The sequence below is a fragment of the Rhodopseudomonas sp. P2A-2r genome (assembly GCF_026015985.1).
Lineage (GTDB): Bacteria > Pseudomonadota > Alphaproteobacteria > Rhizobiales > Xanthobacteraceae > Tardiphaga.
In genome coordinates, this window is record NZ_CP110389.1 from 6104785 (window position 1) to 6120692 (window position 15908).

The 15908-nt window shown below is 66.1% G+C and carries 16 protein-coding genes; 6 read left to right on the forward strand and 10 right to left on the reverse strand.

Features of this window, described 5'->3' with window-relative positions:
- Window positions 1-3 precede the first annotated feature (3 nt).
- From ONR75_RS29400 to petA, 10 genes are all read right to left on the reverse strand, one after another.
- On the reverse strand, window positions 4-405 hold the full coding sequence (locus tag ONR75_RS29400; RefSeq protein ID WP_265080352.1) for a PIN domain-containing protein: 402 nt from the start codon (window positions 403-405) through the stop codon (window positions 4-6).
- The gene (locus ONR75_RS29405) at window positions 395-625 is read right to left on the reverse strand and encodes an AbrB family transcriptional regulator (protein WP_265080353.1); all 231 of its coding nucleotides are present in this window, start codon (window positions 623-625) and stop codon (window positions 395-397) included. The genes ONR75_RS29400 and ONR75_RS29405 overlap by 11 nt, the downstream gene beginning before the upstream one ends.
- Window positions 626-678: 53 nt before the next feature.
- Window positions 679-1101, reverse strand: a complete 423-nt coding sequence (locus ONR75_RS29410; protein ID WP_320109670.1) for a GNAT family N-acetyltransferase — start codon at window positions 1099-1101, stop codon at window positions 679-681.
- A 62-nt stretch (window positions 1102-1163) separates the two neighbouring features.
- A complete protein-coding gene (locus ONR75_RS29415; RefSeq protein ID WP_265080354.1) occupies window positions 1164-1838 on the reverse strand; it encodes a dienelactone hydrolase family protein in 675 nt (224 codons plus the stop codon).
- A gap of 51 nt (window positions 1839-1889) precedes the next feature.
- Window positions 1890-2711, reverse strand: a complete 822-nt coding sequence (locus ONR75_RS29420; protein WP_265083846.1) for a hypothetical protein — start codon at window positions 2709-2711, stop codon at window positions 1890-1892.
- Between the two features lie 35 nt (window positions 2712-2746).
- Window positions 2747-3166 (reverse strand): NAD(P)-binding domain-containing protein, encoded by a 420-nt coding sequence (locus ONR75_RS29425; protein WP_265080355.1) that lies wholly within the window; start codon window positions 3164-3166, stop codon window positions 2747-2749.
- Window positions 3163-4134 carry an SDR family oxidoreductase gene (locus ONR75_RS29430; RefSeq protein WP_265080356.1) on the reverse strand — a complete coding sequence of 324 codons (972 nt, stop codon included), beginning with the start codon at window positions 4132-4134 and terminating at the stop codon, window positions 3163-3165. Before ONR75_RS29430 ends, ONR75_RS29425 begins: the two co-directional genes overlap by 4 nt.
- Entirely contained in the window at window positions 4131-5069 is a 939-nt protein-coding gene (locus ONR75_RS29435; protein ID WP_265080357.1) for a bile acid:sodium symporter family protein, read from the reverse strand. Before ONR75_RS29435 ends, ONR75_RS29430 begins: the two co-directional genes overlap by 4 nt.
- A gap of 169 nt (window positions 5070-5238) precedes the next feature.
- Window positions 5239-7305 (reverse strand): cytochrome c1, encoded by a 2067-nt coding sequence (locus tag ONR75_RS29440; protein WP_265080358.1) that lies wholly within the window; start codon window positions 7303-7305, stop codon window positions 5239-5241.
- A gap of 58 nt (window positions 7306-7363) precedes the next feature.
- The gene (petA, locus tag ONR75_RS29445; protein WP_265080359.1) at window positions 7364-7891 is read right to left on the reverse strand and encodes a ubiquinol-cytochrome c reductase iron-sulfur subunit; all 528 of its coding nucleotides are present in this window, start codon (window positions 7889-7891) and stop codon (window positions 7364-7366) included.
- Between the two features lie 704 nt (window positions 7892-8595).
- Between petA and fsrB the strand changes: the two genes are divergently transcribed.
- From fsrB to ONR75_RS29475, 6 genes are all read left to right on the forward strand, one after another.
- Window positions 8596-9891, forward strand: a complete 1296-nt coding sequence (fsrB, locus tag ONR75_RS29450; RefSeq protein ID WP_265080360.1) for a siderophore utilization protein FsrB — start codon at window positions 8596-8598, stop codon at window positions 9889-9891.
- 82 nt (window positions 9892-9973) lie between these two features.
- Window positions 9974-10432 carry a tRNA (cytidine(34)-2'-O)-methyltransferase gene (locus ONR75_RS29455; RefSeq protein ID WP_265080361.1) on the forward strand — a complete coding sequence of 153 codons (459 nt, stop codon included), beginning with the start codon at window positions 9974-9976 and terminating at the stop codon, window positions 10430-10432.
- Window positions 10433-10767: 335 nt separating this feature from the next.
- Window positions 10768-12786: a response regulator gene (locus ONR75_RS29460; protein ID WP_265080362.1), complete on the forward strand. Its 2019-nt coding sequence runs from the start codon at window positions 10768-10770 to the stop codon at window positions 12784-12786.
- Between the two features lie 73 nt (window positions 12787-12859).
- Complete coding sequence (queE, locus tag ONR75_RS29465; protein ID WP_265080363.1) at window positions 12860-13492, forward strand: 7-carboxy-7-deazaguanine synthase; 633 nt, start codon at window positions 12860-12862, stop codon at window positions 13490-13492.
- 11 nt (window positions 13493-13503) lie between these two features.
- Complete coding sequence (locus ONR75_RS29470; RefSeq protein WP_265080364.1) at window positions 13504-13869, forward strand: 6-pyruvoyl trahydropterin synthase family protein; 366 nt, start codon at window positions 13504-13506, stop codon at window positions 13867-13869.
- A 280-nt stretch (window positions 13870-14149) separates the two neighbouring features.
- On the forward strand, window positions 14150-15829 hold the full coding sequence (locus ONR75_RS29475; RefSeq protein ID WP_265080365.1) for a methyl-accepting chemotaxis protein: 1680 nt from the start codon (window positions 14150-14152) through the stop codon (window positions 15827-15829).
- Window positions 15830-15908: the final 79 nt, after the last annotated feature.

A 15908-nucleotide genomic window follows, 5' to 3' on the forward strand; every position in this document is an offset into this window, starting at 1 on the left:
GCCTTATGCCCTGAACGGATTGGCGATCCGCAATCTGCCTTCGACCAGCATGCCGTTCTGCATATCCTCGGACCATAGCGTATCGCAGTCGGCAGCCAGCGCCGCCGCGACGATGAAGCTGTCGTAGACGGCAAACCCGTAGCGCTCAGCGAGGCGGATGCCCGATTCATGGATCTCTGGTGTCAGCGGAACGATCGCCAATAGATCCCGCATCTCAGTAAGCAGCGCCCTGGTTTCAGACCAGGACATGCCAAACTTTCGGCGCGACACGCTTGTCATTTCGTTCAGAATCTGGACGCTGATGATGCCACCGCTGTCAACGAGCTGGCGCACGCGAAGAACTCGGTCTGGTTCGTCTGACGCCAGATACAACAGAACGTTCGAATCGAAGAAGCTAACGCTCATTCGCCTCGTCGCGATTGAACTTTAAATCAGCCGGCATCATCCCGCGAAAACGCTCCAACCGGTCCAGCGCGGCCTTACGCTCAGCCGGGTCGGTCAGGCGCGCTGGTGTAACGTCCAGCGGCTTGACCTGAACGATGTCGCCCTCCTTCAGGCCCAACGTCTTAACGTCGTCGTCGGATAGGCGGACGATCAGGCTGTCACCCAGTTTAGAGACGATCATGGTCGACTCCTCTTATGCCCTTGCTGCAAGCATAGCAGGAAACGGCCAGCGCGTCAGTCGCGGACCAGCCGCTTCAGCATCGGATAGGCCCCAGCGGTGCCGAACTTGCCATCGGGGATCCCTACCTGCTCGTAACCGCAGGCGAGATAGAACCGGCGCGCCGTTTCGGTGCTCACGAGGTTGCAGGAGTCGTGGCCGAACCCGCGTGCCGTAGCCTCGAGCTGCGCCAGCATGGCCTTGCTGACACCCTTGAATAGCGCATCCGGCGAGACGTAGTTGCAGGTAATCTCGCCGTCGTTCTTGACCACGCCGACGGCGAGCACCGTTTCGTCGTCCACGGCGACGAAAACCGTGTTGGCCTCATAAGCGAGCCATTCCGCCCAATGTTGCGGCGTCTTGTTGGCGAGCCAGCGCCGCAGGATCTCCGGATCATCCTGATGATCGGCGCTGCAAAGCTCGGCGATGGAGCGGCGCATCGCATGCCGAGGCGGCGTCCTCAAGAAGGGCACGGCGGATCAGCATGCGATGCGCGGCTCCCTTACCCCAGGTGCTTCTTGAAGAACGCCGTCGCCCGGCCCCAGGCCAGTTCGGCGGCTTCGCGGTCATGCACGCTGGCGCGCTGTTCGTTGACGAAGGCGTGGTCGGCCTCGTAGCGGAAGAACTCGGCGGTCTTGCCGGCGGCCTTCAGGCCGGCCTCAAAGCCGTCGACCACCGCCGGGGTGCACCAGTCGTCGCGGCTGGCGAAATGGCCCTGCAGCGGCACCTTGATGTCGGAAGGTTTCGCGGCCTGCTCCGGCGGGATGCCGTAGAACGCCACGGCGGCGCCCAGCTCGGGAATCTTCGCAGCACCGATGATGGTCACCGCGCCGCCGAGGCAGAAGCCGGTGAGGCCGACCTTGGCGCCGTTACGCGCCAGATACTGCGCCGCGCCGCGCACGGTCTGGGCGGTGGCGTCAATGAAATCCAGCGAGCCCATTTCCTTGTTGGCGGCGTCCGTGTCGTGATAGGGCACCACCACGCCGTTGTAGAGATCCGGTGCCAGCGCGTCGAAGCCGGCCAGCGCGAAGCGGTCGGCGAGGCCCTTGATCTGTTCCGACAGGCCCCACCATTCCTGGATCACCACCACGCCCGGCGCATTGCCGGTGGCGGCATTGGCGAGATAGCCATGGGCTTCCTTGCCATCCGGCCGCTTGAAACTGATCGATGTGCCCATGACGTCCTCCGCTGAGATGTTTGGTAGGCAAACTTATAGGCGCTCTCCGTGTCAACTCAACCGGGCGAGCAGGCGCTGCAGGTCGCGCTTGTAAGCGAGAAAATCCACGAACAGGCCGTGCGCGCCGCCATCCCGAGCTGCCGGTTTCTGGAACCAACTGGTGATGTCCTGACGCAACGCCGCGGCAGCCTCGGGCCGCGCCGCCCGGGCGCCAAGATAGGCGGCGATCACCCGCGCCTGCAGCGCGCGCCCTTCCCAGCCAACGCCGGCGCCTTCCAGCAGGCCGGCGACGAACAGGCCGTTATCCTCACGCGGAAAGATGTTCATGAACAGCTTTGGCGCGCCCGCCGCATCCTGCCAGTCGAGCGGACGGAGATCGTCAAGGAACGGAAAGGTGATGCGATAGCCGGTCGCCAGCAGCACCAGGTCGACCTCGTCGGAGCGGCCGTCGGCGAACACCACCGATTGCCCGTCGAAGGCGCGGATCGGCGGCCGCAGCTTGACGTCGCCCTGGCCGAGATGCTGCAGCACCAGTGAATTGACGATCGGCGTGCGGTCGTACAGCCGGTGCGCCGGCTTCGGCAGGCCGAAGCGTTCCGGCGGGCCGACGACGAAGCGCAGGATTGGTTCGTGCAGTCGCGCGCGCAGCCATTTCGGAATGATGAAGCGGCGCGGTCTGTGGTTGCCCTCGTCGGCCGGCTTGCCGGCGAGAAATTTCGGCACGAAATGATTGCCGCCGCGCACGCTCCAAAACACCTGCTTCGCGCGGTGCACGGCATCCACCACGATATCGCAGCCGGTGTTGCCCATGCCGACCACCAGCACGCGCTTGCCCTCGAAGATATCCGCGGTCTTGTAGTCCTTGGCGTGCATCACCGGCCCGTCGAAGGCGCCGGCAGTGGCCGGGATCAGGGATCGCTGAGATGGCCATTGGCGATGATGACGCCGGCATAGTCGGCGCTGCTGCCGTCGCTGAAGGCGGCGCGCCAACCGGTGCCCTGCCGGGTCAGCGCGCGCAGACCGGTGTTGAAGCGGATATGCGGATAGAGATCGAAATGCCGGGCATAGGCCCGCAGATAATCCAGCACCTGGGCATGGTTGGGATAAGCCGGCCAGTCCTCCGGCATGGGAAAGTCGGCGAACGCCGTGGTGCGTTTCGACGAGATCAGGTGGGTCGAGGCATAGACCGCGCTGGACTCGGCGCCATACAGCCACTGGCCGCCGACATCGGCGTTCTGCTCCACGGCCTGCGCCGCAAGGCCGGCCTCCTTCAGGCTGCGTAGTGCCGTGAGGCCCGCCGGTCCGGCGCCGATCACGAGGTAGCTCATGAGGATCGCTCCCTGCGGCCGTCGCGGTAGCGCTCGAACACGGCGCGGGCGTCGAAGCGCGGCGTGTAGCCGAACTCGGTCTTCAGCCTGCTGTTGTCGAGCACCGGCCGGTACTGGATGAACTTGACGTTGCCCGGACCGAGCTTGCTCAGCCGCAGGGTCTGCAGCAGCCACAGCACGCCCTTCAGCACGGCTGGCGGGATTGGAAGATACGGCTTGCCGTTGAGGCGGGCGATCTCGCGCAGGCTTAGCGTGCCATCGCCGGCCAGATTGTAGACGCCGCCGCGGCCGTCGCGCACCGCCTGCGCCAGCGCCGCCACCACGTCGCTGTCGGCGATCAGCGAGAACGGCGTCGCGGTGCCGCTGAGACCGATCACCGCCGGGCGTTCGAACATCGCGGTGATCTGGTTGTCAGTGGAAGGTCCCAGCACGGTGCACGGCCGGAACACTGTCTGGCGCAGTTGCGGATGCTCGGTGCGCCAGCGCGCCAGCATCTCCTCGACCTCGCGCTTGTTGCTGGCATAGGGGAAGTCCGCATTGCCACGCAGCGGATCGCTCTCGCGCAGCGGCACCGGATTGTCGGCGTGGTAGCCGTAGGCGGCGCCGCTCGAGGTGACGATCAGATGCTCGACGCCGGCGGCGAGGCAGGCTTCCAGCACGTTGCGGGTGCCGAGCACGTCGATCTCGTAGTCACGCCGCGGGTCGCCGCCGACCGCGACCACCGAGGCCAGATGCACCACCGTGCGCGGCCCCACCCGGGCGACGATCTCCTTCAACCGCTCCGCGCGGATGTCGGCGGTCTCATAAGCAATGCCGGCGATACGGTCGCCGCCTGCGACCTCGCGCAGGTCCAGCGCCGTGACCCCGGCGTCCGGCATCCCCGCCAGTTCGCGCAGCAATGCGCTGCCGATGAAGCCGGCGGCGCCGGTCACCAGCACGCCGCGCGGTGTCGCACTCAGGTCGTTCATGCTGCCCCCTGTTCACGTGCGGACGCGGGATCGCGCCGCTTCCACCACGCAGCCAGCGCCCAGCCTGATACCAGGTGCCAGACGCCCCAGCCTGCGGCGACCAGAGCGGCGCCGCCGAGCCCGTCGAACTGGTTGAGAATCAGCGCCAGGCCGAGCCCGGAATTGTGCATGCTGACCTCGATGGTCAGCGCGCGGGTGTCGGCCTCGTCCAGCCGCAGCACCCGCGCGGCGCCCCAGCCGAGCCCCACCGCCACGGCGTTGTGCAGCACCACGAACGGCAGCACAGACTGCGCGAACACCGTGATGTAGCGCCAGTTGCTGGCGGTGGCGGCGACGATGAAGCCGATCAGGAACACGAAAGCCAGGATCTGCAGCGGCCGCCGCAGCCGGTCCGCCAGGCGCGGCAGATAGCGCACCGTGAGCAGGCCGGCGACCATGGGCACGCCCAGCAGCAGCACGGTCGAACCGATAAAGGAGAGCGGCTCGACGCTGACCTGGCGCAGGAGGGCGGCGGTGTGGGGATTGAGCCCGGCCCAGAATAGGATGTTGAGCGGCGTGGTCACCACCGCGAGCAGGCTGGAGAGCCCGGTCATCGACACCGACAGCGCGGTGTTGCCGCGCGCCATGTGGGTGATCAGGTTGGAGATATTGCCGCCGGGACAGGCCGCCACCACCATCATGCCGAGCGCGATGGAGGGCCGCGGCTGCAGCGCCATGGTGATCGCCCAGGTCACCGCCGGCAGCACCAGCAGCTGCGCCACGAGGCCGGCCAGCGGCGCCGCCGGGCGCCGGAACACGGCAACGAAATCGGCCACCCGCAGGTCGAGCGCCACGCCGTACATGATCAGCGCCAGCACCAGGCCAAGCGCCGACTGCCCGGTCGGGCTGATGTTCAGAAGGATGTCGTCGATCCCCTGCCCCTGCGTCGCGGCCATGCGTCCCCCTGTGAGCGTGGAGGTACGTGCTGCCAACCAGACGCGCGATTCCCGCCTTTGGCGGAACTCTAATCAAGGGGTCCCGGAGAATCCATGGCCTGTGCGCACCCGGGGCACAAACAGAAGAAGGGCCCCACCGGGGCCCTTCTGGAAGGATATCCTTCGCAAATCAGTGGGCGTTGGCCCAGACTTTCTTCTTTGTGTAGTACATCAGGCCGGCGAAGATCACGAGGAAGAACATGACCTGGAAGCCGAGCCGCTTGCGCGCCTCGAGGTGCGGTTCGGCGGTCCACATCAGGAAGGTCGAAACGTCCTTGGCGTACTGCGCGACCTTCTGCGGCGAACCGTCGTCATAGGTCACCTGATCGTCGGAGAGCGGCTTCGGCATCTTGATGGCGTGGCCGGGGAAGTACGTGTTGTAGTAGGCGCCGTCCGGCAGCTTGAAGTCGGCCGGCGGCGGATCGACGTAACCCTGCAGCAGGGCGTCGATGTAGTTCGGGCCCTTCTCCTGGAACTGGGTGAAGAAGTCGAAGATGAACTGCGGGAAGCCGCGATCGTAGTTGCGCGCCTTGGCCATCAGCGACAGGTCGGGCGGATATGCGCCGCCATTGGCGGCACGGCCGGCGTTCTCGTTGGCGAACGGCGCCGGGAACTTGTCGGCAAGACGGCCGGGACGCTCGAACATGTCGCCGGCATCGTTGGGACCGTCCTGCACCTTGTATTCCGACGCGACGGCGAGCGCCTGTGCCGCGGTGAAGCCGGGGCCGCCCTCATCCGCGAGGTTGCGGAAGTGCAGCAGGTTCATCGAGTGGCAGGTCGAGCAGACTTCCTTGTAGACCTTGTAGCCGCGCTGCAGCGCGCCGCGGTCGAACTTGCCGAACGGACCGGCGAACGACCAGCTCTGCGACGGCGGCAGGTTGCCGCCATGCTCCTGGGCCCGGGCGTCCTGCATGCCGCCGGCGATCAGGCCGCCGGCCAGCACCAGCGCGACAATCGCGGAGGCGGCCTTCTTGCCGTAGCTGGCGAGCACGTCGTCGGCGATCGAGTTCGGCAGGGCGCGGGGCTTCTCGACCTTGCTGAGGATCGGCAGCACGATCAGGAAGTAGGCGAAGTAGCAGAACGTCAGCACGCGGCCGGCGATGATGTAGATGCCTTCCGCCGGCTTGCCGCCGAGCCAGCCGAGCACGATGCACACCACCACGAAGATCCAGAAGAACTGCTTGGCGATCGGGCGATAGCGCGACGAGCGCGTCTTGGCGTTGTCGAGCCAGGGCAGGAACGCCAGCACGATGATGGCGCCGAACATGGCGATCACGCCGCCGAGCTTGCTCGGGATCGAGCGCAGGATCGCGTAGAACGGCAGGTAGTACCATTCCGGCACGATGTGCGCAGGGGTCACGCCGGGATTGGCCGGGATGTAGTTGTCGGGGTCGCCGAGGTAGTTCGGCACGTAGAACACGAACCAGGCGAAGAAGATCATGAAGCACACCATGCCGAAACCATCCTTGATGGTCGCGTAGGGCGTGAACGGCACGGTGTCCTTCTCGGTCTTCGGCTCGACGCCGGCCGGGTTGTTCTGGCCGGCCACATGCAGCGCCCAGACGTGCAGCACGACGACGCCGGCGATCACGAAGGGCAGCAGGTAATGCAGCGAGAAGAAGCGGTTCAGGGTCGGGTTGCCGACCGAGTAGCCGCCCCACAGCAAGGTCACGATGCTGTCGCCGACGTAGGGAATGGCGGAGAACAGGTTGGTGATGACGGTGGCGCCCCAGAAGCTCATCTGGCCCCACGGCAGCACGTAGCCCATGAAGCCGGTCGCCATCATCAAGAGGTAGATGATCACGCCGAGGATCCAGAGGATTTCGCGCGGCTCCTTGTACGACCCGTAATAGAGGCCGCGGAACATGTGGATGTACACGGCGATGAAGAACATCGAAGCGCCGTTGGAATGCAGGTAGCGCAGCAGCCAGCCGTAGTTCACGTCACGGACGATGGCCTCGACCGAGTTGAAGGCCAGCGTGGATTCCGGCGTGTAGTGCATCGCCAGGATGACGCCGGTGATGATCTGCACCCCGAGCATGAACGACAGGATGCCGCCGAACGTCCACCAGTAGTTCAGGTTGCGCGGTGTCGGATACACCACGAAAGACGAGTGCATCAGCCCGAGGATCGGCAAACGCCGTTCGATCCACTGCAGGGCGGGATTGGTCGGCTGGTAGGTGGATGGTCCGCTCATGATGCGATCCTGAGGAGAGAAGCGACGCGAAGGGTGAAGTCTCGGAGAGGGCCGAGGCTCAGCCGATCTTGATCTTGGTGTCGGAAATGAAGGCGTAAGGCGGCACCGGCAGGTTCAGCGGCGCGGGGCCGGAACGGATGCGGCCGGACGAGTCGTACTGCGAGCCGTGGCACGGGCAGAAGAAGCCGTCGTAATTGCCTTCATGGGCGATAGGGATGCAGCCGAGATGGGTGCAGATGCCGATCACCACCAGCCACTGGTCGTGGCCTTCCTTGACGCGGGACTGGTCAGACTGCGGGTCTGGCAGGCTGGCGGTCGGAACCGCGCGGGCCTCTTCGACCTGCTTCTTGGTACGGTTCATGATGTAGATCGGCTTGCCGCGCCAGAACACCTTGATGTCCTGGCCCTCGGCGATCGGCGTCAGATCGACATCGATCAGGGCGCCGGCGGCGATGGTCGAGGCATCCGGGTTCATCTGGGAAATCAGCGGCCAGGCCACGGCAGCGGCGCCAACTGCGGCCACCGCGCCCGTTGCTACGAAGAGGAAATCACGGCGTGTCGGTTCCGCCGAAGACGATGTCGTCACGATTCCAAGCCCTTTCTCATCTGCAGCAGGCGATCCCCGCCCGGTGACGCGACATGCGTGCAACCCCCTGGGAGCGCCGGCGTCCGCGATTGCCGCGGCGGCAGAACGACCATTTGTCCCGGCCAGGCAGGCGGAACAGACAGTCCAGAATCGTTCTATTGGCACCCTTGCTGCGGCAGTGCAAGCCCACTATCTGCCTGCGCGCGTGCAATGCACTGAAACAGGGGCTGCCTGCCTTTCGTCCCGACATTTCAGGGCACGGATTCCGACAAATGCGGGCCCCTCCTGCGGTCCGGACGCGCCGCGATTTGAGCCGCCCGACCGGTCGCCGCGGGGCCGCCCCCGACATCCGCCGCCGATCCGTCGGCCGGCCGATGACGGGACAGATTGTCGCGGAAATCGCCGCATTCTGCAGTGTTTGCGCGATCGCCGGGATCGCACGGCGCGGTCTCAATCTATTCTAAACCCCAACGGCTGGTCATCGCGCCGTGTCTGCGCCTAGAGCTGAAGCAGCAAAATACCGGCAACGCCGGAGCAGCATTCAGAGGCCGCGTGACGACAGCCCGAACCATTCCCGAACCGACCGGCGCGATGGCCCTGCCCCCGGCGCAGGCCGCCGGGGACGACCGTGGCCTCGCGCAACGCGCGGCCCGGCGCGGGGAGCGGCCAGGCGGTCGTCGCACCAACCGACCGACGGTGGCATCATGAGATCGATCTTCGGAAAACTGCATCGCTGGGCCGGATTGCTGACGGCCGGCTTCCTGTTCTTTTCCGGAATCACCGGCGCCGTGATTTCGTGGGACCACGAACTCGACGATCTCCTGAACAAGAAGCTCTTCGACGTCACCACGCCGGGCCCGGCCCGCCCCTCGGTTGAACTCGCAGCCCTGATCGAGCAGCGCGACCCCCGCGCCCGCGTCCGCTACCTGCTGACCACGCCGGAAAAGGGCGAGTCGCTGGCGTTCTTCGTGCAGCCGCAGATCGACCCGGCCACCGGCAAGCGCTTCACCCTCGACTACAACCAGGTCTTCCTCGATCCCAACACCGGCGCCGAACTGGGCCGGCGTTACTGGGGCGCGGTGTGGCCGGTGACCCGGGAGAACTTCGTCTCGTTCCTCTACAAGCTGCACTACACCATGCACATCCCGGAGTTCTGGGGCAGCGACCGCTGGGGCGCGCGGCTGCTTGGCGTCATCGCCATCATCTGGACCATCGACTGCTTCGTCGGCTTCTACCTGACGCTGCCGGCACGCCGGCTCGTCAAGGCCGGGCGAGCGGCCTCCGTCGAACGCGAACTCGGCAAGGGTTTCTGGGCGCGCTGGGAGCCGGCGTGGAAGATCAAGACCTCCGGCAGCGCCTATCGCATCAACTTCGACATCCACCGGGCCTTCAGCCTGTGGACCTGGGCGCTGCTGTTCGTCATCGCCTTCACGGCGTTCTCGCTGAACCTGTATTTCGAGGTGTTTTCGCCGCTGATGAAGAAGGTCTCGGACTACACGCCGACGCCTTTCGAGCTGCGCGAGTACCGCGACCTCGACCATCCCATCGAGCCGAAAATGACCTTCGCCGACATTCTGGCGCGCGCCACCGCCGACGGCAAAGCCCGCGGCTGGGACGCCCCGGTCGGCTCGCTGTTTTACGGCGCGGCCCACGGCGTCTACGCTGCGGGGTTCTTTCGTCCCGGCGAGGACCACGGCGCCGCGGGCGTCGCGCCGGCGCAATTGTACTACGACAGCGAGGACGGCCGCCCGATCGGCGACCGGGTGCCCTGGGTCGGTACCGCCGCCGACATTTTCGTGCAGCTGCAGTTACCGCTGCATTCCGGCCGCATCGCCGGCCTGCCCGGCCGCATCCTGATCTCGCTGATGGGCCTCGTCGTCGCGGTACTGTCGGTGACCGGCGTGGTCATCTGGTGGCGCAAGCGCCGCGCCCGGGTCCGGGTTCGGGTGCGCGAAACCGGGGCAACTCGCCCGGGCGGACGGCTGGCGCCGGCGGAATAGCGCGCGGCTTGCGGCATCGGCGCGGGACCGCTATCGGCTGGCCCCGGGCGGCGGCATCGTGCCGCCGCGGAGCCGCCACCCTATGCGCATCGCGCTCTATCAGCCCGACATCCCGCAAAACACCGGCACCATCCTGCGGCTGTGCGCCTGCCTCGGCGTGGAAGCCCATATCATCGAGCCCGCCGGCTTCCCGATCTCCGACCGCCATTTCCGTCGCGCCGGCATGGACTATCTCGACCATGTGACCATCGTCCGCCATGACTCCTGGGGCCATTTCGAACAGTGGCGCGCCGCGAACGACCTGCGGCTGGTGCTGTTCACCACCAAGGGCGCCACGCCCTATCTCGAGCACCGCTACACCGCCCGGGACATCCTGATGTTCGGCCGGGAATCCGCCGGGGTCCCCGATGCGGTGGCAGCCGCCGCCGACGCCCGGGTGGTGATCCCGATCCGCGCCGGCCTGCGCTCGCTCAATATCGCCATGGCCGCGGCGATGGCGATGGGCGAGGCGTTGCGGCAGGCCGGGCCGTCGCCGCCCTGAGTTTGTCCCCGCAAGCCGGCCGCATTGTCCTGCGGAACCAAATCGCGGCGTCGCCACTTGCCGAAGGTTGGCTTGTCGATTGCAGCAAACTGGCAGGTGACGTTCGCGCAAATCCTGCGTATCCGTGCCGCAAGCGGTCCTTTTGCCGGAGATCCGTCCTGCCTGTCCCACCCCATACGATCGAAACAACCAGTTTCCTGGAAGGCGGCGGCGAAACAGGCGCCCTGATCCGGGACTATGACTGGTCCTCGACCTCGCTCGGCCCCCTCGCCTCCTGGCCGCAAAGCCTGAAGACCGCCACCGGGCTGATCATCCGTTCCACCGTCCCGATCGTGATGCTGTGGGGCGACGACGGCATCATGATCTACAACGATGCCTATTCGGTATTCGCGGGCGGACGGCATCCGCAGCTGCTTGGCAGCAAGGTCCGCGAGGGCTGGCCGGAGGTCGCCGACTTCAACGACCACGTCATGAAGGTCGGCCTCGCCGGCGGCACGCTGGCCTATCGCGATATGGAACTGACGCTGTATCGCAACGGCGTCCCCGAACAGGTCTGGATGAACCTCGACTACTCGCCGGTTCCGGACGAGAGCGGGCGGCCGGCCGGCGTCATCGCCATTGTGGTCGAGACCACCGAGCGGGTGCTCGCCGACCGCCGCAATGCCGCCGAACAGGACCGGCTGCGCAAGATGTTCGAGCAGGCGCCGGGCTTCATGGCGATGTTCGACGGGCCGGATCACGTCTTTACGCTGGCCAATGCCGCCTACATGCGGTTGATCGGCAATCGCAAGGTCATCGGCCTTCCGGTGCGCGAGGCGCTGCCGGAGGTGGTGGGCCAGGGCTTTCTCGAGATTCTCGACGACTGCTTTCGCAGCGGCCGGCCGTTCGTCGGCACCGGCCAGAAGGTTCTTCTGCAGCGCACGCCCGCTACCGCATTCGAGGAACGCTTCGTCGACTTCGTCTATCAACCGGTCGTCGAGGAAAACGGCGCCGTCCGCGGGCTTTTCGTCGAGGGATCCGACGTCACCGAGCGGGTGCGCGCCGAGGCCGAACTGCGCCGCTTCACCGAGCGGCTGGAAGCCAGCGTCAGCGAACGCACCTCCGAACTGGCCGCGGCCAACCGGCAGCTGGTGGCGCAGATCGAGGAGCGCGGGCGCGTGGAAGCGACGCTGCGGCAGATGCAGCGGCTGGAGGCGGTCGGCCAGCTCACCTCCGGGGTCGCCCATGACTTCAACAACCTGCTGACCGTGGTGCTCGGCAATATCGGCTTTCTCGAGCGCACGCTCGAGCAGGCCGGCATTGGCGGCAAGGCGCGCGAGCGGCTCGGCTACATGAAGGCCGCCGCCGATCGCGGCGCACGGCTGACCGGGCAGTTGCTGGCATTCTCGCGCCGGCAGCGGCTCGAGGCCAAGCCGCTCGATCTGAACGAGACCGTCGCCAGCATGCGCGACCTGCTGCAGAGTTCGATGGGCGGCGAGGTCCGGCTCGAGACGGTGCTGCAGCCCGACCTGTGGCCGGCGCTGGTGGATGCCACGCAGATCGAACTGGTGATCCTCAACCTCGCCATCAACGCCCGCGACGCCATGGCGGTGGGCGGCTCGCTGACGGTGGCGACCGCCAATGTGATGCTCGGCCCGCCGCAGCGGCCGGATGCGCCGCCGGCCGGGCAATACGTCATGGTGTCCGTGACCGATACCGGCTCGGGCATGCCGCCCGAGGTGCTCGCCAAGGCCTATGAGCCGTTCTTCACCACCAAGCCGGTCGGCAAGGGCTCCGGACTGGGGCTGGCGCAGGTCTACGGCTTCGCCAAGCAATCCGGCGGCGGCGTCCAGATCGACAGCACGGTGGGCCAGGGGACCTCCGTGAAGGTCTATCTGCCGCGATCGACGGCCCGCCAGGCCCCCGAACCTGCCGAGCAGAGGATCGCGCCCACCGGCCGGATGTCGGGTCGGCCGCGCCGCGTGCTGCTGGTCGACGACGACAGCGCCGTGCGCGAAGTCACCTCGGCGATGCTGCAGGAACTGGGCTGCATCGTGATCGAGGCCGGCAGCGGCGGCGCCGCGCTCGACCTGCTGGAGAGCGCCACCGATTACGACCTGCTGGTGCTGGATTTTGCCATGCCCGGCATGAACGGCGCCGAAGTGGCGCGCGAAGTGCGGTTGCGGCGGCCCGGCCTGCCGATCCTGTTCGTCACCGGCTATGCCGATACGTCGGCGCTGGAGGATGTCAGCGAGGACCGCATCGTGCAGAAGCCGTTTCGCGACGACGATCTGGTCGTGAAAGTGCGCCGGCTGCTCGGCGCCGCGCGCGATGCGAGCGCGGACAAGTCGGTTCCGATCCAGAGCGGCGAATAGACGGCACGGGCTTCCGAATGGCATTGGGCGCGCGGCTGCGCTAGACCGCCCCTCCCAACGGAGAGCCGGCGACGTGAGCTACGCGGTAAAAGAAATCTTCCTGACCTTGCAGGGCGAAGGCGCCCATGCCGGGCGCGCGGCGGTGTTCTGCCGCTTTGCCGGATGCAACCTGTGGAGCGGCCGCGAGCAGGACCGCGCCGAGGCGGTGTGCCGATTCTGCGACACGGATTTCGTCGGCCTCGACGGCACGCTCGGCGGACGCTACGCCACCGCCGAGGCCCTCGCCGCGACGATTGCCGCGGAATGGATGGCCGGCGAGACCGACCGCTACGTGGTGCTCACCGGCGGCGAGCCGCTGCTGCAGGTCGATGCCGCCCTGATCGAGGCCCTGCACCGGCAGGGATTCAGCATCGGCGTCGAGACCAACGGCACGGTCGAAGCGCCAGACGGCATCGACTGGATCTGCGTCAGCCCGAAGGCCGGCGCGGAACTACGCATTCGCAGCGGGCACGAGCTGAAGCTGGTCTATCCGCAGCCCGAAGCCATGCCGGAACGCTTCGCCGGCCTCGCTTTCGAGCGCTTTTCACTGCAGGCGATGGACGGCCCGGATGCCGCGCAGAACATCGCACGCACCATCGACTATTGCCTGCAGCATCCGCATTGGCGGATGAGCGTGCAGACTCACAAGTCCATCGGCATCAGGTAACGAGCACAACCATGTGGGAACTGACAAAATCGTTTCGCTTCGAGGCTGCGCATGCGCTGGCCGGCACCACGCTGGGCGAAGCCAGCGAGGAGATCCACGGCCACTCCTTCCGCGCCGAGGTGACCATCCGCGGCACGCAGGATCCGGCGACCGGCATGGTGATGGATCTCGGCGTGCTCGATCGCGGCATGGCCGATGTACAGAAGCGGCTCGACCACAAGCTGCTCAACAATGTCGCGGACCTCGGGCTGCCGACGCTAGAAAATCTGACGCGCTACATCTGGGACCGCGTCTCGCACGCCGGAACGATCGTGCGCGTCAGCGTTCATCGCGACAGCTGCGGCGAAAGCTGCTGCTACTACGGACCTGCGACCTGAGCTCCGTCTCCGACGCAGGCGTCGCCATCGAAAAGCAGCATCCGTGCACGTCCCGGCATAAGTGACTGAGCGCACGGGCTGCCGTATTCCAGATCCAGATAATGTGCAGTTCGCGGCCCCGGGGCCGCTGACACGTTTAATATTAACGCAAAGGAAACGTCCGGAGCCGATATTGGTGGTAATTCGCTTGAGTTTGTAGCGATTTTCCAGAGTCGGTTTTGATTTCAGGCCGTCGGGCGATCTCGCGCTGGCGGTCCCAACATCGCGAGTCCCCCCCATTATGCGCCTGACCTTAAAAACAACCCTCATCGGCATCGTCTCGATTCTGATCCTCCTCATCGTCGGACAGGCATTCACAGCAGTTTCCAAATCGCAGCAGATCAACCAGGGCACCGAGGAAATCGGCAAGTCCTGGCTGCCCTCGGTCAAGACGCTCGGCGAGATCAAATATCTCGCGACGCGCATCCGGCTGTTCGAATCGCGAATCGCGTTGAACGAGGACGCCACGATCCGCAGCGAGAGCGAAACCCGAATGGCCGCGACACTTTCGGACATGAACAAGCGCTCCAGTGCTTACCAGCTGCTCATCGTGTCGCCGGAAGAAAAAGCCCTGTGGTCGTCATTCCAGGAGAAATGGAACGCTTACCTGGCAATCCAGAAGCAGGTTCTCGTGGCCGTTGCCGGGGGCAAGAAGGCAGAGGCCGCGGCGATGCTCAACGGCCCCGCGGCGAAGAATTTCAACGCGGCGCTGACCGCACTCGATGCCGGCGTCGACCTGAACAACAAGGGTGCGGATGCCGCCGTCGTGCGGGCCGGCGATATCTATGTCGCCGCGAAGATCCTGACCTACGCGGTTGCCGCCATCGCGCTCGTGATCGGCATGGCCTCCGCATTGCTGGTGATCTTCCGCGTCACCACCCCGCTTCAGAACATGAATGCGAAGATGACGGTCATCGCCAACGGCAAGCTCGACGAGACAATCGACTACACCGAGCGCAATGACGAGATCGGCGACATGGCCAAGGCGCTGCAGGTGTTCAAGGACAACGGGCTGCGCGTGCGCGCGATGGAAACCGAACAGAAGGAACAGGAAGTCCGCACCGCCACCCAGCGCAAGGCCGAGATGATGAAGCTGGCCGGCGAATTCGAAGCCGCGGTCGGCGAGATCGTCGAGACGGTGTCGTCCGCCTCGACCGAACTCGAGGCCTCCGCCAGCACGCTGACGTCGACAGCGGAACGGGCGCAAGACCTCACCACCGCCGTTGCGGCCGCCTCCGAAGAAGCATCCACCAACGTGCAGTCGGTGGCTTCGGCGACCGAGGAGATGGCCTCTTCCGTCAACGAGATCAGCCGCCAGGTGCAGGAATCCGCAGGGATCGCCAACCAGGCCGTCGAGCAGGCGCGCAGCACCAACGCCCGCGTCGGCGAACTGGCCAAGGCCGCGGCCCGGATCGGCGATGTGGTCGAACTCATCAATACCATCGCCGGCCAGACCAACCTGCTGGCGCTGAACGCCACCATCGAGGCCGCGCGCGCCGGCGAAGCCGGCCGTGGCTTCGCCGTGGTGGCGTCGGAGGTCAAGGCGCTGGCCGAACAGACTGCCAAGGCCACCGGCGAGATCAGCCAGCAGATCAGCGGCATCCAGGCCGCGACCCAGGATTCGGTGAGTGCCATTCAGGAAATCGGCAACACCATCAGCCGGATGTCGGAGATCTCATCGACCATCGCCTCGGCGGTGGAGGAACAGGGCGCTGCGACCCAGGAGATCTCACGCAACGTGCAGCAGGCCGCGCAAGGCACCATGGCGGTGTCGTCCAACATCGCCGACGTGCAGCGCGGCGCCTCGGAAACCGGCGCGGCCTCCTCCCAGGTGTTCACCGCCGCCAGGTCGCTTTCCCAGGACAGCAACCGGCTGAAGAACGAAGTCAGCCGTTTCCTCAGCAACGTGCGCGCAGCCTAAGTCACAAAGCCGACACAGCAAGCCGATGCCTGCCACCGCAGGCGTCGGCTTTTCTTTGTCTTCAGTTAGCCTGCGAACG

What these genes read in the sequence shown, in the direction of transcription:
- ONR75_RS29400 (WP_265080352.1), bottom strand. Translation starts at nt 405, where the DNA reads ATGAGCGTTAGCTTCTTCGATTCGAACGTTCTGTTGTATCTGGCGTCA.
- ONR75_RS29405 (WP_265080353.1), bottom strand. Translation starts at nt 625, where the DNA reads ATGATCGTCTCTAAACTGGGTGACAGCCTGATCGTCCGCCTATCCGAC.
- ONR75_RS29410 (WP_320109670.1), bottom strand. Translation starts at nt 1,101, where the DNA reads ATGCGCCGCTCCATCGCCGAGCTTTGCAGCGCCGATCATCAGGATGAT.
- ONR75_RS29415 (WP_265080354.1), bottom strand. Translation starts at nt 1,838, where the DNA reads ATGGGCACATCGATCAGTTTCAAGCGGCCGGATGGCAAGGAAGCCCAT.
- ONR75_RS29420 (WP_265083846.1), bottom strand. Translation starts at nt 2,711, where the DNA reads ATGCACGCCAAGGACTACAAGACCGCGGATATCTTCGAGGGCAAGCGC.
- ONR75_RS29425 (WP_265080355.1), bottom strand. Translation starts at nt 3,166, where the DNA reads ATGAGCTACCTCGTGATCGGCGCCGGACCGGCGGGCCTCACGGCACTA.
- ONR75_RS29430 (WP_265080356.1), bottom strand. Translation starts at nt 4,134, where the DNA reads ATGAACGACCTGAGTGCGACACCGCGCGGCGTGCTGGTGACCGGCGCC.
- ONR75_RS29435 (WP_265080357.1), bottom strand. Translation starts at nt 5,069, where the DNA reads ATGGCCGCGACGCAGGGGCAGGGGATCGACGACATCCTTCTGAACATC.
- ONR75_RS29440 (WP_265080358.1), bottom strand. Translation starts at nt 7,305, where the DNA reads ATGAGCGGACCATCCACCTACCAGCCGACCAATCCCGCCCTGCAGTGG.
- fsrB (WP_265080360.1), top strand. Translation starts at nt 8,596, where the DNA reads ATGAGATCGATCTTCGGAAAACTGCATCGCTGGGCCGGATTGCTGACG.
- ONR75_RS29455 (WP_265080361.1), top strand. Translation starts at nt 9,974, where the DNA reads ATGCGCATCGCGCTCTATCAGCCCGACATCCCGCAAAACACCGGCACC.
- ONR75_RS29460 (WP_265080362.1), top strand. Translation starts at nt 10,768, where the DNA reads ATGCTGTGGGGCGACGACGGCATCATGATCTACAACGATGCCTATTCG.
- ONR75_RS29470 (WP_265080364.1), top strand. Translation starts at nt 13,504, where the DNA reads ATGTGGGAACTGACAAAATCGTTTCGCTTCGAGGCTGCGCATGCGCTG.
- ONR75_RS29475 (WP_265080365.1), top strand. Translation starts at nt 14,150, where the DNA reads ATGCGCCTGACCTTAAAAACAACCCTCATCGGCATCGTCTCGATTCTG.